Source organism: Leclercia sp. S52, assembly GCF_039727615.1.
Classification (GTDB): domain Bacteria; phylum Pseudomonadota; class Gammaproteobacteria; order Enterobacterales; family Enterobacteriaceae; genus Enterobacter; species Enterobacter adecarboxylatus_B.
Window position 1 is genome coordinate 1,632,974 of record NZ_CP152474.1, and the last position, 25,413, is coordinate 1,658,386.

Annotated in this window: 16 protein-coding genes and 1 pseudogene; 12 read left to right on the forward strand and 5 right to left on the reverse strand. The window is 56.9% G+C overall.

The features are described from left to right. Positions 1-33: 33 nt before the first annotated feature. The 7 genes from cmoM to AAHB66_RS07740 all read left to right on the forward strand — a co-directional run bounded on the left by cmoM (position 34) and on the right by AAHB66_RS07740 (position 10,672). Positions 34-819 carry a tRNA uridine 5-oxyacetic acid(34) methyltransferase CmoM gene (cmoM, locus tag AAHB66_RS07710; RefSeq protein ID WP_347115756.1) on the forward strand — a complete coding sequence of 262 codons (786 nt, stop codon included), beginning with the start codon at positions 34-36 and terminating at the stop codon, positions 817-819. Next, positions 816-2,138, forward strand: coding sequence for a chromosome partition protein MukF (gene mukF, locus AAHB66_RS07715; RefSeq protein WP_347115757.1), 1,323 nt, complete (start codon positions 816-818; stop codon positions 2,136-2,138). The genes cmoM and mukF overlap by 4 nt, the downstream gene beginning before the upstream one ends. Then, positions 2,119-2,823, forward strand: coding sequence for a chromosome partition protein MukE (mukE, locus tag AAHB66_RS07720; protein WP_142488927.1), 705 nt, complete (start codon positions 2,119-2,121; stop codon positions 2,821-2,823). Before mukF ends, mukE begins: the two co-directional genes overlap by 20 nt. Further along, on the forward strand, positions 2,823-7,271 hold the full coding sequence (mukB, locus tag AAHB66_RS07725; protein WP_347115758.1) for a chromosome partition protein MukB: 4,449 nt from the start codon (positions 2,823-2,825) through the stop codon (positions 7,269-7,271). The genes mukE and mukB overlap by 1 nt, the downstream gene beginning before the upstream one ends. Positions 7,272-7,454: 183 nt before the next feature. After that, on the forward strand, positions 7,455-9,278 hold the full coding sequence (gene ldtD, locus AAHB66_RS07730; RefSeq protein ID WP_347115759.1) for a L,D-transpeptidase: 1,824 nt from the start codon (positions 7,455-7,457) through the stop codon (positions 9,276-9,278). 178 nt (positions 9,279-9,456) lie between these two features. Then, complete coding sequence (locus AAHB66_RS07735; RefSeq protein ID WP_347115760.1) at positions 9,457-10,005, forward strand: YcbK family protein; 549 nt, start codon at positions 9,457-9,459, stop codon at positions 10,003-10,005. A 19-nt stretch (positions 10,006-10,024) separates the two neighbouring features. Further along, a complete protein-coding gene (locus AAHB66_RS07740) occupies positions 10,025-10,672 on the forward strand; it encodes an MBL fold metallo-hydrolase (protein WP_347115761.1) in 648 nt (215 codons plus the stop codon). 110 nt (positions 10,673-10,782) lie between these two features. Here AAHB66_RS07740 and AAHB66_RS07745 read toward each other — a convergent pair whose 3' ends face one another. The 4 genes from AAHB66_RS07745 to AAHB66_RS07760 form a co-directional block, all read right to left on the reverse strand. Next, positions 10,783-11,973, reverse strand: a complete 1,191-nt coding sequence (locus tag AAHB66_RS07745; protein WP_347115762.1) for an amino acid aminotransferase — start codon at positions 11,971-11,973, stop codon at positions 10,783-10,785. 184 nt (positions 11,974-12,157) lie between these two features. Continuing rightward, the gene (locus AAHB66_RS07750; RefSeq protein WP_347115763.1) at positions 12,158-13,318 is read right to left on the reverse strand and encodes a porin; all 1,161 of its coding nucleotides are present in this window, start codon (positions 13,316-13,318) and stop codon (positions 12,158-12,160) included. 612 nt (positions 13,319-13,930) lie between these two features. Then, positions 13,931-15,331 (reverse strand): asparagine--tRNA ligase, encoded by a 1,401-nt coding sequence (gene asnS, locus AAHB66_RS07755; RefSeq protein ID WP_347115764.1) that lies wholly within the window; start codon positions 15,329-15,331, stop codon positions 13,931-13,933. 176 nt (positions 15,332-15,507) lie between these two features. Beyond that, a complete protein-coding gene (locus AAHB66_RS07760) occupies positions 15,508-15,969 on the reverse strand; it encodes an Lrp/AsnC family transcriptional regulator (protein ID WP_347115765.1) in 462 nt (153 codons plus the stop codon). A 242-nt stretch (positions 15,970-16,211) separates the two neighbouring features. On the opposite strand from AAHB66_RS07760, the gene dpaL reads away from it, so the two are divergent. From dpaL to AAHB66_RS07780, 4 genes and pseudogenes are all read left to right on the forward strand, one after another. Continuing rightward, positions 16,212-17,381 carry a diaminopropionate ammonia-lyase gene (dpaL, locus tag AAHB66_RS07765; protein ID WP_347115766.1) on the forward strand — a complete coding sequence of 390 codons (1,170 nt, stop codon included), beginning with the start codon at positions 16,212-16,214 and terminating at the stop codon, positions 17,379-17,381. A gap of 117 nt (positions 17,382-17,498) precedes the next feature. Next, positions 17,499-18,788 (forward strand): aromatic amino acid transport family protein, encoded by a 1,290-nt coding sequence (locus AAHB66_RS07770; RefSeq protein ID WP_347115767.1) that lies wholly within the window; start codon positions 17,499-17,501, stop codon positions 18,786-18,788. A 23-nt stretch (positions 18,789-18,811) separates the two neighbouring features. Continuing rightward, positions 18,812-20,051: pseudogene (locus AAHB66_RS07775) on the forward strand (Zn-dependent hydrolase). 17 nt (positions 20,052-20,068) lie between these two features. Next, entirely contained in the window at positions 20,069-21,232 is a 1,164-nt protein-coding gene (locus tag AAHB66_RS07780) for a M20 aminoacylase family protein (RefSeq protein WP_347116442.1), read from the forward strand. A 56-nt stretch (positions 21,233-21,288) separates the two neighbouring features. Here AAHB66_RS07780 and pncB read toward each other — a convergent pair whose 3' ends face one another. Then, on the reverse strand, positions 21,289-22,491 hold the full coding sequence (pncB, locus tag AAHB66_RS07785) for a nicotinate phosphoribosyltransferase (RefSeq protein ID WP_347115768.1): 1,203 nt from the start codon (positions 22,489-22,491) through the stop codon (positions 21,289-21,291). 264 nt (positions 22,492-22,755) lie between these two features. Here pncB and pepN point away from each other — a divergent pair, with 264 nt between their 5' ends. Beyond that, entirely contained in the window at positions 22,756-25,368 is a 2,613-nt protein-coding gene (gene pepN / locus AAHB66_RS07790) for an aminopeptidase N (RefSeq protein WP_347115769.1), read from the forward strand. The last annotated feature ends 45 nt before the right edge of the window (positions 25,369-25,413 follow it).

A 25,413-nucleotide genomic window follows, 5' to 3' on the forward strand; every position in this document is an offset into this window, starting at 1 on the left:
GCGGTTTTGTTGTTAGTGGGTGGAGCTCTCCCAATGCGGGATCGCAATTTTGATGACATCGCGGAAAAGTTTGCCCGCAATATTTATGGCACGACCAAGGGCCAGCTGCGTCAAACGATCCTCTGGCAGGATCTGGACATCCTGCTCGACCGCTTTGGGTCGAAAAAATTGCGCGTTCTCGATGCCGGCGGCGGTGAAGGTCAGACCGCAATAAAAATGGCCGAACGCGGACACCATGTCATCCTTTGCGATCTGTCGGCAGAGATGATCGTCCGGGCCGAAAGCGCCGCGAAGGAGAAAGGTGTGAGCGATAACATGCAATTTATACATTGCGCCGCTCAGGACATCGCTCAACATTTGGAAAGCCCGGTTGATCTGATATTGTCTCATGCGGTGCTGGAGTGGGTGGCCGATCCCCAGGCGCTGTTGCAGACGCTGTGGTCGATACTCTGCCCCGGCGGTGCGCTGTCGTTGATGTTCTACAACGCCAACGGCCTGCTGATGCGTAACGTGCTGGTGGGCAATTTCGGCTATGTGCAGCAGGGCATGTACAAAAAGAAACGGCGCACGCTTTCACCGGACTTTCCGCGCGATCCGCAGCAGGTTTACGGCTGGCTGGAAGCGATGGGCTGGCAGATCGCCGGGAAAACCGGCATCAGGGTGTTTCACGATTATCTGCGTGATAAACAAAAGCAGCATGAGTGCTTTGACGCCCTCACAGAATTAGAGACGCGGTACTGTCGCCAGGAGCCCTGGATTAGCCTTGGCCGCTACATACACGTCACCGCGTACAAGCCGCAGAGCAAGGATAACTTATGAGTGAATTTTCCCAGACAGTCCCCGAACTGGTTGCCTGGGCCCGAAAAAACGATTTCTCCCTCTCGCTGCCGGTCGACAGACTCTCTTTTCTGCTGGCGGTTGCCACGCTGAACGGCGAACGGCTGGATGGAGAAATGAGCGAGGGCGAACTGGTGGATGCGTTCCGCCATGTCAGTGATGCGTTTGAGCAAACCAGCGAAACCATTAATGTGCGTGCCAATAACGCGATTAACGATATGGTGCGTCAACGTCTGCTGAACCGCTTTACCAGCGAACAGGCGGAAGGAAACGCCATCTATCGCCTGACGCCGCTGGGCATCGGCATCACCGACTACTACATTCGCCAGCGCGAATTCTCAACCCTGCGTCTCTCGATGCAGCTCTCCATTGTGGCGGGCGAACTGAAGCGTGCGGCCGATGCCGCTGAAGAAGACGGCGACGAATTCCACTGGCATCGTAACGTCTACGCGCCGCTGAAATATTCGGTGGCCGAAATCTTCGACAGCATCGATCTGACCCAGCGCATCATGGACGAGCAGCAGCAGCTGGTGAAGGACGACATCGCCCAGCTGCTGAACAAAGACTGGCGTGCGGCGATCTCCAGCTGCGAAATGCTGCTGTCAGAAACCTCAGGTACCCTGCGTGAACTGCAGGATACGCTGGAGGCCGCGGGCGACAAGCTGCAGGCCAACCTGCTGCGCATCCAGGATGCCACGCTGGCCCATGACAACCTGCATTTTGTCGATCGTCTGGTCTTCGACCTGCAAAGCAAACTCGATCGCATTATCAGCTGGGGCCAGCAGTCTATCGACCTGTGGATCGGCTATGACCGCCACGTGCATAAATTTATCCGTACCGCCATCGACATGGATAAAAACCGCGTCTTTGCCCAGCGTCTGCGCCAGTCGGTCCAGACCTACTTCGATGCGCCATGGGCGCTGACCTACGCCAGTGCCGACCGTCTGCTTGATATGCGTGACGAAGAGATGAGCCTGCGCGACGAAGAGGTGACCGGCGAACTGCCAGCCGATCTGGAATACGAAGAGTTTAACGAAATACGCGAACAGCTAGCCGCGATGATCGAGGCGCAGCTGGCGATCTTCAAAGCCAAAAACACACCGCTGGATCTCGGTCTGGTGGTGCGCGACTATCTCGCCCAATACCCACGTGCGCGCCATTTCGATATCGCCCGCATCGTGGTCGATCAGGCGGTACGTCTGGGCGTCGCGCAAGCAGATTTCACCGGCCTGCCGCCGAAGTGGCAGCCGATTAACGATTACGGAGCCAAGGTACAGGCGCATGTCATTGACAAATATTGAACACGTGATGCCAGTTAAGCTGGCCCAGGCGCTGGCAAATCCGATCTTTCCGGCGCTGGACAGCCAGCTGCGTGCCGGTCGTCACATTGGTCTCGACGAGCTGGATAATCACGCCTTTTTGATGGATTTTCAGGAATACCTGGAAGAGTTTTACGCCCGCTATAACGTGGAGCTGATCCGCGCCCCGGAAGGTTTCTTCTACCTGCGCCCGCGCTCCACCACGCTGATCCCGCGCTCGGTGCTGTCCGAGCTGGACATGATGGTCGGTAAAATTCTTTGCTACCTCTATCTCAGCCCGGAGCGTCTGGCTAACGAAGGCATCTTTACCCAGCAGGAGCTCTATGACGAGCTGCTGACGCTGGCGGACGAAGGCAAGCTGCTGAAGCTGGTGAACAACCGCTCCACCGGTTCCGACGTTGACCGTCAGAAGTTACAGGAAAAAGTGCGCTCCTCCCTGAACCGCCTGCGCCGTCTGGGGATGGTGTGGTTTATGGGCCACGACAGCAGTAAATTCCGCATCACGGAATCGGTATTCCGCTTTGGCGCCGACGTGCGCGTGGGCGACGACGCCCGTGAAGCGCAGCTGCGCATGATCCGCGATGGCGAAGCGATGCCGGTGGAAAACCATCTGCAGCTCAATGATGAGCATGAAGACAATCAGCCGGATAGCGGGGAGGAAGAGTAATGATTGAACGCGGTAAATTTCGCTCACTGACGCTGATTAACTGGAACGGTTTCTTTGCCCGCACCTTCGATCTCGATGAGCTGGTAACCACGCTCTCGGGCGGTAACGGGGCCGGGAAATCCACCACCATGGCGGCGTTCGTCACCGCCCTGATCCCGGATCTGACGCTGCTGCATTTCCGTAATACCACCGAAGCCGGTGCCACCAGCGGCTCCCGCGATAAGGGTCTGCACGGTAAGCTGAAGGCGGGCGTCTGTTACTCCGTGCTGGACGTGATCAACTCCCGTCACCAGCGCGTGGTCGTCGGCGTACGTCTGCAGCAGGTCGCCGGACGTGACCGTAAGGTCGACATCAAGCCGTTCGCCATTCAGGGGCTGCCAACCTCCGTTCAGCCAACCTCGCTGTTAACGGAAACCCTCAATGAACGTCAGGCGCGCGTGCTGACGCTCCAGGAGCTGAAAGACAAGCTGGAAGCCATCGAAGGCGTGCAGTTTAAGCAGTTCAACTCCATTACCGATTACCACTCGCTGATGTTCGATCTGGGCGTGGTGGCGCGTCGTCTGCGCTCGGCCTCGGATCGTAGCAAGTACTATCGTCTGATCGAAGCCTCGCTGTACGGCGGGATCTCCAGCGCCATTACCCGTTCCCTACGCGACTACCTGTTGCCGGAGAACAGCGGCGTGCGTAAGGCCTTCCAGGATATGGAAGCGGCGCTGCGTGAAAACCGCATGACGCTGGAAGCGATCCGCGTGACCCAGTCGGACCGCGATCTGTTCAAGCATCTGATCAGCGAAGCCACCAACTATGTGGCCGCCGACTATATGCGCCACGCCAACGAGCGCCGCATCCATCTGGATCAGGCCCTCGAGTATCGCCGCGAGCTGTTTACCTCGCGCCAGCTGCTGGCGTCCGAGCAGTACAAACACGTCGAGATGGCGCGCGAGCTGTCCGAGCACAACGGCGCGGAAGGGGATCTGGAGGCCGATTACCAGGCCGCCAGCGATCACCTGAATCTGGTCCAGACCGCGCTGCGTCAGCAGGAAAAAATTGAGCGCTACGAAGCCGATCTCGATGAGCTGCAAATTCGTCTGGAAGAGCAGAACGAAGTGGTGGCCGAAGCCGCCGATAAGCAGGAAGAGAACGAAGGCCGTGCCGAAGCCGCCGAGCTGGAGGTGGATGAGCTGAAAAGCCAGCTTGCCGATTACCAGCAGGCGCTGGACGTCCAGCAAACCCGCGCCATTCAGTACAACCAGGCGCTGCAGGCCCTGCAGCGTGCGAAAGACCTCTGCCATCTGCCGGATCTGACCCCGGAGAGCGCGGATCGGTGGCTGGAAACCTTCCAGGCCAAAGAGCAGGAAGCCACCGAGAAGCTCCTGAATCTCGAACAGAAAATGAGCGTGGCGCAAACCGCGCACAGCCAGTTTGAACAGGCTTACCAGCTGGTGGGGGCCATTAACGGCCCGCTGGCGCGCGCTGAGGCCTGGGAAGTGGCCCGCGAGCTGCTGCGCGATGGCGTCAATCAGCGCCATATGGCAGAACAGGTTCAGCCGCTGCGCATGCGTCTGAACGAGCTGGAACAACGTTTGCGCGAACAGCAGGAGGCGGAACGCCTGCTGGCTGAGTTCTGCAAGCGCCACGGCAAACGGGTCGATATTGACGATCTGGAAGCTCTGCATCAGGAGCTGGAAGCCCGTATCGCGTCGTTGTCCGACAGCGTCTCCAGCGCCAGCGAGCAGCGCATGCAGCTGCGCCAGGAGCTGGAGCAGCTGCAGTCGCGTATTCAGACGCTGATGCAGCGCGCCCCGATCTGGCTGGCAGCCCAGAGCAGCCTCAGCCAGCTCAGCGAGCAGTGCGGCGAGGCGTTCGAATCCGGGCAGGACGTGACAGAGTATCTCCAGCAGCTGCTGGAGCGTGAACGCGAAGCCATTGTTGAGCGTGATGAAGTGGGCGCCCGCAAGCGTGCCGTCGACGAAGAAATTGAGCGCTTAAGCCAGCCGGGCGGGGCAGAAGATGCGCGCCTGAACACCCTGGCCGAACGTTTTGGCGGTGTACTGCTGTCCGAAATCTATGACGACGTCAGCCTCGAAGATGCGCCGTACTACTCTGCGCTGTACGGTCCATCCCGCCACGCTATCGTGGTGCCGGATCTGTCCCTGATCGCCGATCAGCTCGAAGGCCTGGAAGATTGCCCGGAAGACCTCTATCTGATCGAAGGGGATCCGCAGTCGTTCGATGACAGCGTCTTTGGCGTCGACGAGCTGGAAAAAGCGGTAGTGGTGAAGATCGCCGATCGCCAGTGGCGTTATTCGCGCTTCCCGTCGCTGCCGCTGTTTGGCCGCGCCGCGCGTGAAAGCCGCATTGAGAGCCTGCACACCGAGCGCGAAGCGCTGTCCGAACGCTTCGCCACGCTCTCTTTCGATGTCCAGAAAACCCAGCGTCTGCACCAGGCGTTCAGCCGCTTTATCGGCAGCCATCTGGCAGTAGCCTTTGAAGCCGATCCGGAAGCGGAGATCCGCAAGTTCACCACGCGTCGTACCGAACTTGAACGCGCGCTTTCCGCTCACGAAAACGACAACCAGCAGAGCCGCGTTCAGTTTGAACAGGCCAAAGAGGGCGTCGCGGCGCTTAACCGCATTCTGCCGCGCCTCAACCTGCTGGCGGATGACACCCTCGCCGATCGGGTGGATGAGATCCAGGAGCGCCTCGATGAAGCGCAGGAAGCCGCGCGCTTTGTGCAGCAGCACGGCAACCAGCTGGCGAAGCTGGAGCCGATGCTCTCAGTCCTGCAGAGCGACCCGGAACAGTTCGAACAACTGAAAGAAGATTACGCCTGGTCCCAGCAGGTTCAGCGCGAAGCCCGTCAGCAGGCCTTTGCCCTGACCGAAGTGGCCCAGCGTCGCGCGCACTTCAGCTACTCCGATTCAGCGGAAATGCTGAATGGCAACAGCGATCTGAACGAGAAGCTGCGCCATCGTCTGGAGCAGGCGGAAGCAGAACGTACCCGCGCCCGTGAGGCGATGCGTAGCCATGCCGCACAGCTGAGTCAGTACAGCCAGGTGCTGGCGTCGCTGAAAAGCTCGTTTGATACCAAGAAAGAGCTGCTGACCGACCTGCATAAAGAACTGCAGGATATCGGCGTACGGGCTGACAGCGGGGCAGAGGAGCGGGCGCGTATTCGTCGCGACGAACTGCATGCCCAGCTCAGCAACAACCGCGCGCGTCGCAACCAGCTGGAAAAAGCGCTGACCTTCTGCGAAGCGGAGATGGATAACCTGACCCGTCGTCTGCGCAAGCTGGAACGCGACTACCACGAGAAGCGCGAGCAGGTGGTCACCGCCAAAGCGGGCTGGTGCGCCGTGATGCGGATGGTGAAAGACAACGGCGTTGAACGCCGTCTGCACCGCCGCGAGCTGGCCTATCTCTCCGGGGATGAGCTGCGCTCCATGTCGGATAAGGCGCTGGGCGCGCTGCGTCTGGCGGTGGCGGATAACGAACACCTGCGCGATGTGCTGCGCATGTCGGAAGATCCGAAACGCCCTGAGCGCAAAATTCAGTTCTTCGTGGCGGTCTATCAGCACCTGCGCGAGCGTATTCGTCAGGACATCATCCGTACCGACGACCCGGTCGAAGCCATCGAGCAGATGGAGATCGAGCTGGGCCGTCTGACGGAAGAGCTGACCTCCCGCGAGCAGAAGCTGGCCATCAGCTCCCGCAGCGTGGCCAATATCATCCGTAAGACGATCCAGCGAGAGCAGAACCGTATTCGTCAGCTGAACCAGGGCCTGCAAAGCGTCTCCTTCGGCCAGGTCAACAGCGTGCGGCTGAACGTTAACGTGCGTGAAGCCCACGCCACGCTGCTGGACGTGCTGGCTGAGCAGCACGAGCAGCATCAGGATCTGTTCAACAGCAACCGTCTGACCTTCTCCGAAGCGCTGGCGAAGCTGTATCAGCGTCTGAACCCGCAGATTGACATGGGCCAGCGCACGCCGCAAACCATCGGTGAGGAGCTGCTGGACTACCGCAACTATCTCGAGATGGAAGTTGAAGTTAACCGTGGATCCGACGGCTGGCTGCGTGCGGAATCCGGCGCCCTGTCGACCGGGGAAGCGATCGGTACCGGGATGTCGATTCTGGTGATGGTGGTGCAGAGCTGGGAAGATGAATCCCGACGCCTGCGCGGCAAGGATATCTCCCCATGCCGCCTGCTGTTCCTCGATGAAGCGGCGCGTCTTGATGCCCGTTCTATCGCCACGCTGTTTGAGCTGTGCGACCGTCTGGATATGCAGCTGATTATCGCCGCGCCGGAGAACATCAGTCCGGAGAAAGGCACCACCTATAAACTGGTGCGTAAGGTCTACCAGAACAGCGAGCACGTTCACGTTGTCGGCCTGCGCGGTTTTGCTCCGCAGCCGCCGGAATCCCTTCCGGGAACGGCTGACGCCTCCTGACGATTCTGAAAGTTCACCATGGCGGCCTCAGGGCCGCCTTTTTTTGTTCCTTAAGCTTGTACTGGCGGCTGCGTTAACTTTAAACTTCTTTACATAAGGCAAGGCTGGTGCCGGTCTGTCTTCCTATAATGAAATGAAGCCCCGGTGATGAGGGCGCGACGTAAAGCAAACAGGGGGCAAGGGATGTTGCTGAATAAAATGTACGGTCGTCAGCTGTCGGCACTCAGTTTGTGCCTGACGGTAGTAGTGGCTCCACTGTTTTCTGCCCGGGCCGATGAGCCCGAACTGGTTCCTGTCGACAGCTCTGCCACGATGGGCGCGCAGCCTACGTCGCTGTCACAACCGCTGGAACAATCGCCAGCCACCGCCATCATGGCCGGTATCCGGCCGCTGCCTGCCGATGTCAGCGCGGAACAACGCCGCCAACAGCTGCTGTCGGCTCTGCCGGCGGGCTACTCTCCGGTCTATCTCAATCAGCTTACGCTGCTGTATGCCGCACGCGACATGAAACCCATGTGGGACGATCGCGATGCCGTGCGGGCGTTCCAGCAGCAGCTTGCCGAAGTCGCTATCGCCGGTTTTCAGCCGCAGTTTACCGCCTGGGTGGAGCTGCTGACCCAGCCTTCGGTGACCGGCATGGCGCGGGACGTGATCCTGTCCGATGCGATGATGGGCTATCTGCAGTTTGTCGCGGGGATCCCGGTCAACGGTAACCGCTGGCTCTACAGCACAAAACCCTACAAGATGACGACCCCGCCGCTGTCGGTGATTAACCAGTGGCAGCTGGCGCTGGATAACGGGACGGTACCGAACTTTATTACCAGACTCGCTCCGGCCCATCCGCAGTATGCGGTGATGCACCAGTCGCTGCTGCAGCTGGTGGCCGATACGCAACCCTGGCCGCAAATGCAGGGAACCGCCAAACTGAGTCCGGGGCAGTGGAGTAGTGATGTCCCGGCCCTGCGCGAGATCCTCAAACGCTCCGGGATGATTGACGGCGGGCCAAAAATAGCCCTGCCGGGCGACGATCCGCAAAGCGTGGTTGTCAGTCCGTCAGCCCCGCCGGTTGAGAAGAAAAAGAAGTCTGTCTCCAGCAAGCCGGCCGCCTATGACCGCAGTCTTGTAGAGGCGGTCAAAGCCTTCCAGACCACCCAGGGGCTGGGCGCGGATGGCGTGATTGGCCAGGGCACGCGTGACGCGCTGAATCTCACTCCTGCTCAGCGTGCCGGGGTGCTGGCGCTCAATATCCAGCGTCTGCGCCTGCTGCCGGCCACGCTCTCCACCGGCATTATGGTGAATATCCCGGCCTTCTCGCTGGTCTACTATCAGAACGGTAACGAGGTGCTGGCATCGAGAGTCATCGTTGGCCGTCCGGATCGTAAAACGCCGATGATGAGCAGCGCCCTGAATAACGTGGTGGTCAACCCGCCGTGGAATGTGCCGCCGACGCTGGCGCGCAACGATATCCTGCCGAAACTGCGGGATGATCCCGGATATCTTGAACGCCACAACTATACCGTTCTGCGCGGCTGGAACAGTAAAGAGGCGATCGATCCGTGGCGGGTAGACTGGGCGACTATTACGCCTGCGAATCTGCCATTCCGTTTCCAGCAGGCGCCCGGGGCGCATAACTCGCTGGGGCGCTATAAGTTCAACATGCCCAGCTCGGATGCCATCTATCTGCACGATACGCCTAACCACAACCTGTTCCAGAAAGACGTTCGCGCGCTCAGCTCCGGTTGCGTGCGCGTGAACAAGGCGTCAGAACTGGCTAACATGCTGTTACAGGATGCGGGCTGGAACGACACACGCATCTCCGACGCGCTGAAGCAAGGCGACACGCGCTATGTGAATATCCGCCAAAATATTCCGGTTAATCTGTATTATCTGACTGCATTCGTCGGCAAGGACGGTCGGACCCAGTATCGTACAGATATTTACAATTATGATGAGATCGCCAGGTCCAACACACAAATTATTGCCAGGGCCGAGCAATTGATCAGGTAAATGAAGAAGTTCGGAAAATTCTGCTAGCCTAAGTAAAAAACAGGAACGGGGTTTGCGGCTGCAAGCCCCGTATTTCCTGGATTCTGCTACCTTGACGGTGACAGGTTTGCCCGGTAAGGTGCCCTTCGTGCGCTGTAGTGCATATAGACGATAACACTGACCTGTAGACCTGATTACCATGGACAAATTCGACGCTAATCGCCGTAAGTTGCTGGCGTTAGGGGGCATTGCGCTGGGCGCTGCCATCTTACCGACGCCATCATTTGCCACGCTCTCCACCCCTCGACCACGCATTCTGACGCTTAATAACCTGCATACAGGTGAGTCAATAAAAGCGGAGTTTTTTGACGGCCGGGGCTATATTCAGGATGAATTAGCAAAGCTTAATCATTTTTTCCGTGATTTCCGCGCAAATAAGATTAAAGCCATCGATCCGGGATTATTCGATCAGCTTTACCGCCTGCAGGGCCTGCTGGGAACCCGTAATCCGGTCCAGCTTGTCTCCGGTTACCGCTCCCTTGATACCAATAACGAACTACGCGCCCGCAGTCGTGGAGTCGCTAAAAAAAGTTATCACACCAAAGGGCAGGCGATGGATTTCCATATTGAAGGCGTTTCGTTAGCCAATGTTCGCAAAGCTGCGTTATCTATGCGCGCAGGTGGTGTAGGATATTACCCACGTAGCAACTTTGTGCATATTGATACCGGGCCATTGCGGCACTGGTAATAACGAAATCAGGAGCAGTATGAACTATCGTATTATTCCGGTCACCGCGTTCTCTCAGAACTGTTCGATTATCTGGTGTGAGCAAACCAAACTGGCAGCGCTGGTCGATCCTGGTGGTGATGCAGAGAAGATCAAACAGGAAGTCGCTGCCGCTGGCGTGACCTTAATGCAGATTTTACTCACCCACGGTCATCTCGATCACGTGGGGGCGGCGGCCGAGCTGGCGCAGCACTACGGTGTGCCGATCGTCGGTCCGGAAAAAGAAGATGAGTTCTGGCTGCAGGGCTTGCCGGCGCAAAGCCGCATGTTTGGTCTGGATGAGTGTCTGCCGCTGACGCCGGGTCGCTGGCTGAATGAAGGTGAGAGTGTCAGCGTCGGTAATGTGACCTTACAGGTCTTACACTGTCCGGGACATACGCCAGGTCACATTGTCTTCTTTGATGACCAGTCGCGTCTGCTGATTTCCGGCGACGTGCTCTTCAAAGGTGGAGTAGGGCGCAGCGACTTCCCGCGTGGCGATCATGCGCAGCTGATCCGCTCGATCAAAGAGAAGTTATTGCCGCTGGGTGATGACGTGACCTTTATCTCCGGCCACGGCCCGATGTCGACGCTGGGCTACGAGCGGCTGCACAACCCGTTCCTGCAGGATGAACTGCCGGTCTGGTAACGAACATTAAAAAAAGCCTGCTTTAAGCAGGCTTTTTTTTGCCCGGTGGCGCTGACGCTTACCGGGCCTACGTGTAGGCCGGGCAAACGCAGTGCCGCCCGGCTTAACGTTTACAGCACAGCCACAATCGCTTCGCACAGCGGCGCCATGTTATCCGGCGTCATACCCGCCACGTTAACACGACCGGAAGCCACCGCGTACACGCCAAACTCTTCACGCAGACGCAGAACCTGTTCTTTGGTCAGGCCGCTGAAGGAGAACATGCCGTTCTGCTTGATGATGAAGCTAAAGTCGCGATCCGCGCCTTTCTCCGCCAGGGTGTTCACGAACAGCAGGCGCATGCGCTGGATGCGTTCACGCATGTCGTTCAGCTCCTGCTCCCAAATGGCGCGCAGCGCGTCATTGCTGAGGATGGTCGCCACCACAGACGCACCGTGAGCCGGTGGGTTGGAGTAGTTAGCACGAATAACGGATTTCATCTGGCTGAACGCACGATCAACGGTCTGCTCATCAGCAGCCACCAGCGTACAGGCACCAACGCGCTCGTTGTACAGACCGAAGTTCTTGGAATAGGAGCTGGCAACAATCAGCTCTTTATGCAGCGCTGCGAACGCACGCAGGCCTTCGGCGTCCTCTTCCAGGCCGCGAGCAAAGCCCTGGTAGGCGAAGTCGAACAGTGGCAGCCAGCCTTTTTCAACGGACAGTTTCGCCAGCTGTTCCCACTGTTCCAGCGTTGGATCGATACCGGTTGGGTTATGGCAGCAGCCGTGGAACAGCACCACATCACCTGCCTGCGCTTCGCTCAGGCTGGCCAGCAGGCCGTCAAAGTCCAGAGCGTGGTTCGCCGCGTCGTAGTAAGCGTACTCACGCACTTCCAGACCGGCAGAGTTGAAGACGCTCTTATGGTTCGGCCAGCTTGGGTTGCTCACCCAGACCGTTTTTACGCTGGTGTTTTTGGCGAGGAAATCCGCCGCCACGCGCAGGGCGCCAGTACCGCCAGGGGTCTGTGCGGTGCGGGCACGTTTATCGCTGATAATCGCGTTGCCTTTGCCGAACAGCAGCTCCTGAGTGCAGCGACCAAATTCCGGAATACCGTCGATGCCGAGGTAGTTTTTGGTATTTTCGTTTTCCAGCAGATACTGCTCAGCTTTTTTTACGCTGGTCAGCACCGGGGTCTTGCCGGTCTCATCTTTATAGACACCAATACCCAGGTTGATTTTTCCAGGGCGGTCATCGGCACGAAACAGATCGGCCAGGCCCAGAATCGGGTCGGCAGGGGCGGCGGTAATGTTCTCAAACATGACGAAGTTCCATTGTGGTTACGGAAGTGAAATCCGCTATCAGGTTAACGATAGTTCTACAAAATGCCAACCGTTTGCTACAAAAAGCGTGCGGCTTTTCAAAAGACGCCATCTTTTGCTTTCAGGCATAAAAAAACAGGGCCGAAGCCCTGTTTTTTAAACATATAACAAAGTGGTGTACTGATTAGAACTGGTAAACGATACCAACAGCTGCCTGGTCGTCGGTCGCCAGACCAGCAGACTCAGAGTAGTTGTTGTCGTCCAGCAGGTTGAATTTGTACGCAGCGTACACGTTCATGTTTTTGTTGAAGTAGTACCAGGTACCCACTTCGACGTATTTAACCAGGTCAGCATCGCCGCCACCGAAGGTACCACGGGATTTCAGGTCTTTACCTTTAGACTGCACGTAGCCCACGGATGGACGCAGACCGAAGTCGAACTGGTACTGAACCACAGCTTCGATGTTCTGGGTTTTGTTGGCGAAGTTGTTGTCAGCTTCACGGGTCATGTTAGTGGTTTCAGCGTACTGAACCGCAGCATAGACGTTGTTTGCATCATATTTAGCTGCAGTTGCCCATGCTTCAGCACGGTCACCGCCTGCGCTTGCCCATGCAGTAGAGGTGCCAGCAGCAACCTGCTCGTTGGTACGGTCAGCGGTTTCATAACCTGCAGACAGCGCGAAGCCTTCGCCGAAATCATACTGTACAGAGGAGCTGAAGCCGTCGCCGTTACCTTTAGCGCCGTTACCGCCGCGACCGATGCTGATCAGCTGGCCGTCGTCAGTGTAGGAAGCAGAGATTGCGTTGCTGCGCTCGTTTTTGCCCTGGTACTGGAGAGCGAAGCTCAGGCCATCAACCAGACCAAAGAAGTTGCTGTTACGGTAGGTCAGCAGGCCGGTAGCACGACCGTTCATGAAGTTGTCGGTAGCAACCCAGGAGTCGCCGCCCCACTCAACCAGCATATCGGTGTAAGCTGCGACGTCATAGATTGCGCCGTAGTTACGACCGTAGTCGATAGAACCTGCATCACCGAAGTTCAGACCAGCAAAGGCCAGACGGGTTTTAGTACCCTGGGAGCCTTCGGTGTTGGATGCGTCCATGTTGTATTCCCAGTGACCGTAACCAGTGATCTGGTCGTTGATCTGGGTTTCACCTTTGAAGCCGATACGGGCATAGGTGGTGTCTTCGTTGCTGGTGTCACCGTTGGTGGTCCAGATGTGCTCACCTACAGCTTTACCGTAGAAGTCCAGCTTGTTAGCGTTTTTGTTATAGATTTCTGCTGCGTTAGCTGCACCGGCTGCCAGCAGGGCAGGGATAACCACTGCCAGGATATTGCGCTTCATCATTATTTATTACCCTCATTGGTTTTTTTATGACACTCGCCACTGCCGTCAATAAATTCTGTCAATAAATATTTCCGGAACTATTGATGAGAGTTTGGTGTCTTTATGTGTCTGACAGGCATCTTTCCATTCAAATTACCGTTCCGCCACCCTGAAAGTGCTACAAACCTCAAGATAGAGTTACAAAAAGAAAATATGTGTAACAAAAGGTGTATTTTAAGGAACTTTGTGAGGCATCTCAAAGTTCAGAGTTACATGGTGAAAATTAAAGCTTCACTAATTCTATCTATATGAATTGCTTATCTTAATTTTAGCTAATGACTTTTTTTATGATCCGAAGCATTAGCGCACTATTTTTCTTATCTCTGGAGATGGACATCTGGATAGCCAGGTTTTTGCACAAAAAATGTGCTAATGCTTGAGATAAGTATTAGGCGCAATAAGACTGTGGTTTATTTTGTGTGCAAAGATATTTCATGGAAATAAAAGGTAACAGTGGAGAGGATTTTGCGGGGTTGCTCTTTAAGGATGATGACTTTCAACTGACATAAGTTGACAGTGCAGAATAAAATAATGGCCAGCAGAGGCTGGCCATTGAGTGCTACTTAATCAGAATCAGAATGTGGCGCTGCGCGGGGTGCGCGGGAAAGGAATCACATCACGCACGTTCTGAACGCCGGTCACGTAAGCGATCAGACGCTCGAAGCCGAGACCGAAACCGGAATGCGGCACGGTGCCGTAACGACGTAAATCGCGGTACCACCAGTAGTCCTCTTTGTTGAGGCCCATCTCCGCCATACGCGCATCCAGCACATCCAGACGCTCTTCACGCTGAGAACCACCGATGATTTCACCGATGCCCGGGGCAAGCACGTCCATCGCGGCAACGGTTTTGCCGTCTTCGTTAAGGCGCATATAGAACGCCTTAATGTCTTTCGGATAGTTTTTAACAACCACCGGGGCTTTGAAGTGTTTCTCGGCCAGGTAGCGTTCGTGCTCGGAGGAGAGGTCAACACCCCAGTAAACCGGGTTCTCAAATTTCTGGCCGCAGGTTTCGAGGATTTTCACCGCATCGGTGTAATCGACCTGCGCAAAATCAGCAGAGACGAAACGCTCCAGACGGGAAATGGCATCGCTGTCGACGCGCTCGGCGAAGAACTTCATGTCATCCGCGCGCTCGGTGAGCACTGCGTTAAAGACATACTTCAGCATCGCTTCCGCCAGGCCAGCCACGTCATCGAGGTTGGCAAATGCCACTTCCGGCTCCAGCATCCAGAATTCCGCCAGGTGACGGCTGGTGTTGGAGTTCTCGGCGCGGAAGGTTGGGCCGAAGGTGTAGATTTTGGACAGTGCACAGGCGTAGGTTTCGCCGTTCAGCTGGCCAGATACGGTCAGGAAGGACTCTTTGCCAAAGAAATCTTTGTCGTAGTCCACTTTGCCTTCCGGCGTGCGCGGCAGGTTTTCCATGTCCAGCGTGGAGACGCGGAACATTTCGCCAGCGCCTTCGGTGTCGGAGGCGGTGATCAGCGGAGTGGAGACCCAGAAGTAACCCTGCTCGTCAAAGAAACGATGCAGCGCCTGCGCCAGAGTATGACGAACACGGGCCACGGCACCAATCATGTTGGTACGCGGGCGCAGGTGAGCCACTTCACGCAGATACTCGATGCTGTGGCGTTTTGCCGCCATCGGGTAAGTATCCGGATCTTCAACCCAGCCGGTCACTTCAATCGAGGTGGCCTGCAGTTCAAAGCTCTGACCCTGGCCCTGAGAGGCTACGATCTTGCCGGTAACCACCACGGAACAGCCGGTGGTCAGACGCAGCACTTCCTGATTGTAATTGGGCAGAGAATTATTAATAACGGCCTGTACAGGATCAAAGCAGGAACCGTCATAAACGGCGAGGAATGAAAAGCCAGCTTTTGAATCTCGGCGGGTACGCACCCATCCGCGCACGGTGACTTCGCTGTCAACGGTAACGCGGCCCTGGAGTACGTCGGCTACAGGCACAACGCTCATAATAGTCTCTCTATGTAGTCCAAAAATAAAATCTGTATCCCCTTCAATGGGGGGGATATCTATGTTACCTGTCATCTTCCATCAGACAAGTAGAATTCGCATATGAAAGAGCGGATTTCGGAAATAATAATGGTGCAGACAGCTTACGTACCCTCTGCTATTGCCTTTCGCGTGAACTACTCAATCATTACCGTCATCTCCTGCTTGGCATTTTGCATCGAGACGATGGTGCGGAAGGACTTAATATTTCCCGAAGCGAAGAACAGTTCGCGGGTCAGCGCCTCGTATTCCGCCATATCGCGCACATTAACCACCAGCAGAAAATCGAAATCTCCGGTGACGTAATAGACCTGCTGCACCTGCGGGCAATTCACGAACCGCTGCTTATCTTCCTCCAGCAGGTCCAGACGTTCGTTCTCAATCGTGACCTGAACCATGATGGTGATTGGGCGACCCACCTTGCTGGCGTCCACCACGCTGACGCTGCCCTTGATAATGCCCGCCTCCTCCAGTGCGGCGATCCGGCGATTGACCGCCGAGGCAGACAGGCTGACGCGATCGGCAATTTCCCGCTGTGAGAGGCGACTCGTCTGCTGCAAAAGCGTGAGGATTTTTTTATCCCAGGTATCCAGTTTCATCGTGTCGATAACCTTAAACAGTGTGATCGGCCTCACTAATGCAATTTTGTTGCGCTTAAGGGGCAGGTAAGGGTGAAAGTTGCGTATCTGTGGTCAATATTGCGCCATTTACGCGTCGGGCGAAGTGTACCATCACAGTTACCGGGAAAGCGTTAACCCGCTTCAAATAGTCAGTCCACACGATAAAGGTGCACTTATGACGGATAAAATAAATTATCAATTTAACGCCCGACGCAAAGGGTATGCTCAGGGGGGGGAGCCTCAGCCTGCTCAATGAGCAGGTCGGCGGCGAGGTGCTGGCTTTCCATCAAAAATTCCCGGCATACCGGGTGACGCCGCTGCGTAGGCTCAACCACTTAAGCCAGCGTCTGGGGCTCGGGTCGCTACATATCAAAGATGAGGCCCAGCGATTTGGCCTCAATGCCTTTAAAGGGCTCGGTGGCTCCTATGCCATGGGAAAATATCTCGCCGGCCTGCTCGATCGCGATATTAATACCCTGAGTTTCAGCGACCTTAATTCAGCGGAAATTAAAGCGCGTATAAAAGATATTGTTTTTGTCACCGCCACCGATGGCAACCATGGTCGCGGCGTTGCCTGGGCGGCAGAGCAACTCGGGCTGCGGGCGGTGGTCTATATGCCGAAAGGTTCCTCGCCGGTGCGGGCGCAAAATATTCGCCAGCACGGGGCCGAGTGCACCATTACTGACCTCAACTACGACGATACCGTGCGGCTGGCCGACAAAATGGCCCGCGAGCAGGGCTGGGTGCTGCTGCAGGATACGGCCTGGCAGGGCTATGAGCAGATCCCCACCTGGATTATGCAGGGCTATATGACCCTTGCCGTCGAGGCCTGGGAGCAGCTGCGGCAAAGCGGTGCGCCGTTACCGACACATCTCTTTCTACAGGCCGGAGTGGGGTCATTCGCGGGCAGCATCATGGGCTATTTTGTCGAGAAGATGCAGCCCCAGGCGCCAACGATCGTCATTGTGGAACCGCATAAAGCCAACTGTCTGTATCGCTCGGCGATCATTAATGACGGGCAACCACACAGCGTGGGCGGCGATATGGCCACCCTGATGGCCGGGCTGGCCTGTGGCGAGCCGAATATTACCAGCTGGCCGATGCTACGCGACCACGCCACCTGTTTTATCTCCGCCGATGATCATCTTGCCGCCAACGGTATGCGCCTTCTTGCCGCGCCGCGCCCCGGTACCGATGAATCCTTTATTTCCGGTGAGTCTGGCGCGATCGGCGTCGGGGTGCTGCATGCCCTCATGACGCAACCGGAATACCGTGAACTCGCCGAATCATTGCGCCTTAATACCGATGCCCACGTCCTGTTAATCAGCACAGAAGGAGACACCTCCCCGGATATCTATGAGGAGATCGTCTGGTTTGGCCGTAACGGTTAATCGCCCACAGTAATCACAAGAGGGCCATTTTACCTACCCTACAAGCCCTCGGTATGGCACGCGTTCTGACAATAAAACATACGCGGTATCGCGTAATGCACAGAGAGAACATGACCGATGAAGAGTGAAAATGCTGTTACAGAAAGAGGATGCTGCAATCCCGCAAAATGGCATAGCGAAGATACCGTCTGGGTACTTGGCCTGTTCGGGACGGCGATTGGGGCCGGAGTGCTGTTTCTGCCAATAAATGCCGGGATTGGCGGCTTCTGGCCGCTGCTGATTGTTTTCCTCCTCGCTTTTCCCATTACGTATCTGGCACACCGCGGGCTGGCGCGATTAATTTACTCATCTACTACCCCGGAAAGCACCATTACCGATGCGATCGGTGAACATTTTGGTGCCCTGGCGGGAAAGGTGTTTACCGTCATCTATTTCTTTGCCGTCTACACCATTCTGATTATGTATGCGGTGGCGATAACCAATACCGCGCAGAGTTTTATCACGCATCAACTGGGGATGGCGGAACCGCCGCGTGCGCTGGTGGCCATCGTGCTGATCCTCGGACTGATGTTTATCGTCCGACTCGGGCAGCGGTTGATCATGCGGGTAATGAGCGCGCTGGTTTACCCCTTTATTCTCTCGCTTATTTTTATGGCGCTGTTTCTGATCCCCCACTGGAACGGGGCGATCCTGCACACCCTGAACCTCAGCACGGTGGGTAACGGATACGGCATGATATTGACGCTGTGGATGACGTTTCCGGTGCTGGTGATGTCCTTTAACCACTATCCGATCATCTCCCCGATGGTGGTGCGCCAGAAGCAGCGCTACGGCCTGACGCTGGCCGAGCGTAAATGCGGCCAGATCCAGCGCTACGGCATCCTGTTGATGACCCTGGTGGTGCTCTTTTTTGTTCTCAGCTGCGTCTTGAGCCTGTCGCCACAGCAGTTGGCGGAGGCAAAGGTACAGAATCTCTCCATTCTCTCGTATCTGGCCAACCAGTTTGATACTCCGGTCATCGCCTGGCTGTCACCGATTATCGCCTTTGTCGCCATTACCAAATCCTTTCTGGGCCACTATATCGGTGCCTATGAATCGCTGCGCGATCTGATCGTTGAAGCCGCAGCCGCGCGGGGGAAAAAACCGGCCATCCGCTCGGTAGACGCGGCGATCCTGATTTTTATGGTTCTGACCTGCTGGTTCGCCGCTTACAAAAATCCCAGCATCCTCGGGATCATTGAGTACATCAGCGGCCCCACGGGGGCGGTGATTCTGCTGCTGTTACCCATGTACGCCATCCATAAATTACCCGCGCTGGCACCGTATCGCGGCAAAGCCAGCAATGTTTTTGTCACCCTGATTGGGCTGATTACCGTATCCGCCATTTTTTACGGCATGTTCCAGTAACCACGATCAATAGCGAGATTTTTATGCGTCACAATCTACAGATTAACGGCCAGCGGCTTATCGATTCTCTCTTCGCTCTCGGCGAATGCGGCGCGCTGGAGGGTGGGGGCGTTTGTCGCCTCGCTGCCACCGCAGAGGATAAAGCGGGCAGGGATTTTGTTGTCGCCAGAATGAAGGCCCTGGGGCTGGATATCAGTATTGATGCGATCGGCAACGTCACCGGCGTTTATGCCGGCGAAGAGGCGCTGCCCATGGTGATGATGGGTTCGCATATTGATACCGTCGGCACCGGTGGCCTGTACGACGGCAACTACGGCGTCATGGCCGGGCTTGAGGTTATCGCCACGCTACAGGAGGCGGGCATCCGCCCCCGGCGTCCGCTGGCGGTCACCTTCTTTACCAATGAAGAGGGGGGTACGCTTCCAGCCCGATATGATGGGCAGCGTTGTTTTTGCCGGAGAGTATCCCCTGGAGACGGCGCTGGCGGCGAAAGATCGCGATGGCATAACCCTTGACGAGGCGCTGCAGGCGATTGGCTACAAAGGTGAACGCAGGCCTGGCGATATGTCGGTGGACAGCTACGTCGAACTGCATATTGAGCAGGGGCCGATCCTCGATAAAGAGGGAACCGATATCGGGGTAGTCACCGGCGTCCAGGGGATATCCTGGCAGGAGTTGACCCTGACCGGCGTCTCTAACCACGCCGGAACCACGCCGATGTCGATGCGTCACGACGCCGGTCTGGCTGCGGCCAGAATCGCTGTTTTTGCCCGTGAACTGGCAATGACTCTCGGTGGCGATCAGGTCGCCACGGTGGGGCACATCAGCGTCAAGCCCAATCTGATTAACGTCATTCCCAACCAGGTGGTGATGTCGGTGGATCTGCGCAATACCGATAACGCGATCCTGAAACTGGCTGAACAAAGGCTGGCGGACTTTGTCGCCACCACGGCGCAGGACGAAGGGGTGAAGATTACCCGCCGGTCGCTGGTGCGTTTTAATCCTGTCATTTTTGCCGATGACATCGTCAACGCCGTGGAAGACGAGGCGCAGCGTCAGAACCTGAGCTTCCGGCGACTGCCGAGCGGCGCAGGCCACGATGCGCAGTTTATGGCCTCGCTGTGCCCGGCCGGGATGATCTTCGTACCCTGCGTCGACGGCATCAGCCATAACGTCAACGAACACAGCGACCCTAAAGACCTGATTGCCGGCGCCAACGTGCTGCTGCAGGTGGTTTTACAGCGCGCCCAACGACCGGCGTAACTTCACTGGAGAGAATGATGAATCAGGAACAGCTCAGGCAGCAGCTTATCGCATGGCGTCACCACCTGCATGCCAACCCGGAAAGTGCCTTTGAGGAGGTTAAAACCGCGCAGTTTATTGCCGATAAACTCCAGAGTATGGGGATTGAGGTGCATCGTGGCATTGGCAAAACCGGTCTGGTTGGCGTGCTGAAATGCGGTGAGGGAAAAGGTGTTATCGCGATCCGCGCCGATATCGACGCCATTCAGCTGACGGAAAAGGGTGAGGTGCCTTATCGCTCAGACACTCCTGAACGCATGCACGGCTGCGGCCATGACGGCCATACCTGCATTGCGCTGGGGGCGGCGCAGCTGTTGTTACAGCGCCAGAACTTCAATGGCACCGTCTGCTTTGTTTTCCAGCCAGCCGAGGAACCGGGTTACGGTGCGAAGGCGATGATGGCGGACGGGGTTATCGGGCGCTTTGGGATTGAAGAGATTTATGGCCTGCACAATATGCCGGGGATGAAGGCCGGGACGATCGCCACCCGGGTCGGCGGCATTATGGCCAGCGAAGATAACTTTATTATCCGTATTACCGGCCAGGGGGCGCACGCCGCAAGACCGCATATGGCCAAAGATCCGCTGGTGATTGCGGCGGAAATTATTCTTGCGCTGCAAACCATCGTCTCGCGCAACGTCGATCCGAACGTCCCGGCGGTGATCTCCTGCACGGAGTTACACACTGACGGCATCCGCAATGCCATTCCAACCCATGTTGAAATCAAAGGCGACACCCGCAGCGACTCTCCGGCGGTGCAGACCCTGCTGGAGGAGCGGATGCGGACTCTCAGCGAAGCGATTTGCGCCATGCACGGGGCCCAGTGCGAGTTCAGCTACACTCATGAATTCGCGCCGACCGTAAACTGGCAGCAGTGCGTGGATGTGGCCGTGAACGCGGCGGTAAACGTGGTGGGCGCAGAGCGGGTGGAGGGCAACGTCGCGCCGATGATGATCTCGGAAGATTTCGGTGCTTTCCTGCAGCAGGTGCCCGGCTGCTTTGTCTTTTTAGGTAATGGCGATGCATCGGATCCGCAGGGCAATACGCCGCTGCACAATGCCTGCTATGACTTTAACGATGAGATTTTACTGACCGGGGCGGAGTATTTCGCGGAGATCGTCAGAACCCGTCTGCCGCTGTAGCGCGAGGGAAAGCAAAAGGGCCTCTGCATCGCTGCAGGGGCCCTTTGTTTTGGAAATCAGCTGGCGATTTTAACCTGCGGCAGGTCGAACGCTTTGCGCAGCGCCCGCACGAAGGCTTTGTCATGACAAATGGTTTTGCCCGGGCTATCGGAGAGTTTCGCCACCGGCTTGCCGTTACATTCCACCAGTTTAATGACGATATTCAGCGGTTTTACCTGGGGGATATCGCAGGTCAGACGGGTGCCGATGCCAAAGCCCAGATTGATGCGCGAGGAGAAGTGGCGGTACAGGCCTACCGCTTTTGGCAGGTCGAGGTTATCGGAGAAGACCAGCACTTTACTCATCGGGTCGATGCCCAGTTTCTGATAATGGGCGACGGCTTTCTCACCCCACTCCTGCGGATCGCCGGAGTCGTGGCGCAGCCCCTGATAGGCCGTGGCGAACTCCGGGCCGAAATCGCGCAGGAAGGCATCCATCGTAATACAGTCGGTTAAGGCGATGCCGAGCTGGTTCGGGTATTCCTCAAGCCAGGCCGCCAGCGCCGCACGCTGGCTGGTCGCCAGTTCCGGGCTGATCTGCTGGTGCGCCTGGAACCACTCATGCGCCTGAGTGCCCATCGGGGTAAGGTTCAGACGGCGGGCCAGATCGTAATTGCTGGTGCCGACAAACCACGGCTCCTGCTGCAGACGCTCGACGATGGCCTGCTGCACTTCGCGGGAGAAACGGCGGCGGGTGCCAAAGTCCATCAGGCGGAAGCGCGACATATCCAGCGAGTCGGTCAGTTGGGCAAAATCAACCAGCTTGCGTTCCAGCTCAGACAGCGCCTGCTCAACGCCAGCTTCCGGGGTACGGAAGCGGTGGACCAGCTCGCTGATCACCGCCAGCAGCGGCACTTCCCACATGATCACTTCCCGCCACGGGCCTTCCAGGCGGATATGCAGCTTGCCGTTATCATTGCTGATATGCACCTGGGTCGGGTCGTAGCGGAAATTCCGCAGCCATTGCAGGTAGTCTTCTTTAAAGAAAGGCAGGCCGGAAAGCCACTGGAACTCATCATCCTGCAGACGAAGATGCTGCATAGCGTCGACTTGCTCACGAATGGCATCAGCATAGATCCCAAGCAAATCATCACCACGGCAGCGGAACTCAGCCGCAACCTGTACGTCGTGGTAGTGGTGAAAAACAGCTTGCTGCATATGCAGTTTATACGCGTCGGTATCCAGCAGCGTATGCAGAACAGGTGAAGCGAATCGAGTCATAGGCGCGCAATAGCATCCTCTCACGGGAGCGTTTAGTACAATAAACAACTATTGAAACCGCTGGAGTATACCTTGTTTAGCGATTTATTGAACCCCGATCACACCATAAGCCTGGACCAGGGTCGAGTGCATTTCGTGCCGCATGTTATATAAATGTAGCAAATAGAGTGTTTGTGACTGAAAAGATGAACATTCTGCATAGCGCGATTTACACAACAGGAATAGACTGACTCGTTATTCGACAAACGATGCAAAAGGTTTTCTATGACACAACAGCCTCAAGCCAAATACCGCCACGACTACCGTGCGCCGGATTACCTGATTAGCGATATCGATCTGACTTTTGACCTGGATGCCACAAAAACCGTTGTCACGGCGGTCAGCCAGGTCACGCGCCATAACGCCACGGCGGTGCCGCTGCGTCTTGATGGCGAAGACCTCACCTTAGTGTCGGTGCACGTCAACGACACCGCATGGACCGACTATAAAGAAGAAAACAACCAGCTGGTGCTCGACAACCTGCCGGAGCGTTTTACCTTACGCATCGTCAACGAAATCAGCCCGGCCTCCAACACCGCGCTGGAGGGGTTATACCAGTCGGGTGTCGCTCTCTGTACCCAGTGTGAAGCCGAAGGTTTCCGCCACATTACCTGGTATCTCGACCGCCCGGATGTGCTGGCCCGCTTCACCACTAAAATCATCGCCGATAAAGCCACCTATCCGTTCCTTCTCTCCAACGGCAACCGCGTAGGCGAGGGCGATCTGGAGAACGGTCGTCACTGGGTGCAGTGGCAGGATCCGTTCCCTAAACCTTGTTACCTGTTTGCGCTGGTGGCGGGCGATTTCGACGTCCTGCGCGACACCTTCACCACCCGTTCCGGCCGCGAAGTGGCGCTGGAGCTGTTTGTCGATCGCGGTAACCTCGACCGTGCCCCGTGGGCGATGACCTCGCTCATCAACTCCATGAAGTGGGACGAAGAGCGTTTCGGCCTCGAATATGACCTCGACATCTATATGATCGTCGCCGTCGACTTCTTTAATATGGGCGCGATGGAGAACAAAGGCCTCAACGTCTTTAACTCCAAATACGTGCTGGCGCGTACCGATACCGCCACCGATAAAGACTACCTCGATATCGAGCGCGTCATCGGCCACGAATATTTCCATAACTGGACCGGTAACCGCGTCACCTGCCGCGACTGGTTCCAGCTGAGCCTGAAAGAGGGCTTAACCGTTTTCCGCGATCAGGAGTTCAGCTCCGACCTCGGCTCGCGCGCGGTTAACCGCATCAACAACGTGCGCACCATGCGCGGCCTGCAGTTTGCCGAAGACGCCAGCCCGATGGCGCACCCGATCCGTCCGGACAAAGTGATCGAGATGAACAACTTCTACACCCTGACGGTGTATGAGAAGGGTTCTGAAATCATCCGCATGATCCACACCCTGCTCGGCGAAGTGAATTTCCAGAAAGGGATGCAGCTCTATTTCGAGCGCCATGACGGCAGCGCGGCCACCTGCGACGACTTCGTTCAGGCGATGGAAGATGCCTCCAACATCGATCTGTCCCACTTCCGCCGCTGGTACAGCCAGGCCGGTACGCCGATTGTGACCGTCAAAGACGACTACAACCCGGAAACCGAGCAGTACACCCTGACCATCAGCCAGCGCACGCCGCCGACGGCCGAGCAGGAAGAGAAGCACCCGCTACATATTCCGTTCGCCATTGAGCTGTACGATAACGAAGGCAAGGTGATCCCACTGCAGAAGGGCGGTCATCCGGTGCATAACGTGCTGAACGTGACCCAGGCCGAGCAGACCTTCGTCTTTGATAACGTCTACTTCCAGCCGGTGCCTGCGCTGCTGTGCGAATTCTCCGCGCCGGTCAAGCTGGAGTACAAGTGGAGCGATCAGCAGCTGACCTTCCTGATGCGTCACGCGCGCAACGACTTTTCCCGCTGGGATGCCGCGCAGAGCCTGCTGGCAACCTACATCAAGCTGAACGTCAATCGTCATCAGCAGGGCCAGCCGCTGTCTCTGCCGGTCCATGTGGCCGACGCCTTCCGCGCCATTCTGCTGGATGAGAAGATTGACCCGGCGCTGGCGGCTGAAATTCTGACCCTGCCGTCCGCGACGGAAATCGCCGAGCTGTTCGAGATTATCGACCCGATTGCGATCGTGGCGGTGCGTGAAGCGCTGACCCGCACGCTGGCGACCGAGCTGGCGGATGAGTTCCTCGCCATCTACAACCACCACAAGCTGGATGCGTACCGCGTGGAGCATGCCGATATCGGCAAGCGTGCGCTGCGTAATACCTGCCTGCGCTATCTGGCGTTTGGTGAGACGGCGCTCGCTAACGAGCTGGTCAGCCAGCAGTATCACACTGCCGACAACATGACCGACGCCCTGGCCGCGCTGGCCGCAAGCGTTGCCGCAGAACTGCCGTGCCGTGATGCCCTGATGCAGGAGTATGACGACAAATGGCATCAGGACGGTCTGGTGATGGACAAGTGGTTTATTCTGCAGTCCACCAGCCCGGCCGCGGATGTGGTGAACAAGGTGCGCAGCCTGCTTCAGCACCGCTCATTCACCCTGAGCAACCCGAACCGCGTCCGCTCCCTGATTGGCGCTTTCGCCAGCAGCAACCCGGCCGCCTTCCACGCGGAAGATGGCAGCGGCTACCAGTTTATGGTGGAGATGCTGACCGAGCTCAACAGCCGTAACCCGCAGGTGGCGTCTCGTCTGATTGAGCCGCTGATCCGTCTGAAACGCTACGATGCACAGCGTCAGGCGAAGATGCGTGCGGCACTGGAGCAGCTGAAAGGGCTGGAGAACCTGTCTGGCGATCTGTACGAGAAGATCAGCAAGGCACTGGCCTGACAGAAAGTTGGGGCCGGTTTTGTAGGCCGGGTAAGGCGAAGCCGC

What these genes read in the sequence shown, in the direction of transcription:
- cmoM (WP_347115756.1), top strand. Translation starts at nt 34, where the DNA reads ATGCGGGATCGCAATTTTGATGACATCGCGGAAAAGTTTGCCCGCAAT.
- mukF (WP_347115757.1), top strand. Translation starts at nt 816, where the DNA reads ATGAGTGAATTTTCCCAGACAGTCCCCGAACTGGTTGCCTGGGCCCGA.
- mukE (WP_142488927.1), top strand. Translation starts at nt 2,119, where the DNA reads ATGTCATTGACAAATATTGAACACGTGATGCCAGTTAAGCTGGCCCAG.
- mukB (WP_347115758.1), top strand. Translation starts at nt 2,823, where the DNA reads ATGATTGAACGCGGTAAATTTCGCTCACTGACGCTGATTAACTGGAAC.
- ldtD (WP_347115759.1), top strand. Translation starts at nt 7,455, where the DNA reads ATGTTGCTGAATAAAATGTACGGTCGTCAGCTGTCGGCACTCAGTTTG.
- AAHB66_RS07735 (WP_347115760.1), top strand. Translation starts at nt 9,457, where the DNA reads ATGGACAAATTCGACGCTAATCGCCGTAAGTTGCTGGCGTTAGGGGGC.
- AAHB66_RS07740 (WP_347115761.1), top strand. Translation starts at nt 10,025, where the DNA reads ATGAACTATCGTATTATTCCGGTCACCGCGTTCTCTCAGAACTGTTCG.
- AAHB66_RS07745 (WP_347115762.1), bottom strand. Translation starts at nt 11,973, where the DNA reads ATGTTTGAGAACATTACCGCCGCCCCTGCCGACCCGATTCTGGGCCTG.
- AAHB66_RS07750 (WP_347115763.1), bottom strand. Translation starts at nt 13,318, where the DNA reads ATGATGAAGCGCAATATCCTGGCAGTGGTTATCCCTGCCCTGCTGGCA.
- asnS (WP_347115764.1), bottom strand. Translation starts at nt 15,331, where the DNA reads ATGAGCGTTGTGCCTGTAGCCGACGTACTCCAGGGCCGCGTTACCGTT.
- AAHB66_RS07760 (WP_347115765.1), bottom strand. Translation starts at nt 15,969, where the DNA reads ATGAAACTGGATACCTGGGATAAAAAAATCCTCACGCTTTTGCAGCAG.
- dpaL (WP_347115766.1), top strand. Translation starts at nt 16,212, where the DNA reads ATGCTCAGGGGGGGGAGCCTCAGCCTGCTCAATGAGCAGGTCGGCGGC.
- AAHB66_RS07770 (WP_347115767.1), top strand. Translation starts at nt 17,499, where the DNA reads ATGAAGAGTGAAAATGCTGTTACAGAAAGAGGATGCTGCAATCCCGCA.
- AAHB66_RS07780 (WP_347116442.1), top strand. Translation starts at nt 20,069, where the DNA reads ATGAATCAGGAACAGCTCAGGCAGCAGCTTATCGCATGGCGTCACCAC.
- pncB (WP_347115768.1), bottom strand. Translation starts at nt 22,491, where the DNA reads ATGACTCGATTCGCTTCACCTGTTCTGCATACGCTGCTGGATACCGAC.
- pepN (WP_347115769.1), top strand. Translation starts at nt 22,756, where the DNA reads ATGACACAACAGCCTCAAGCCAAATACCGCCACGACTACCGTGCGCCG.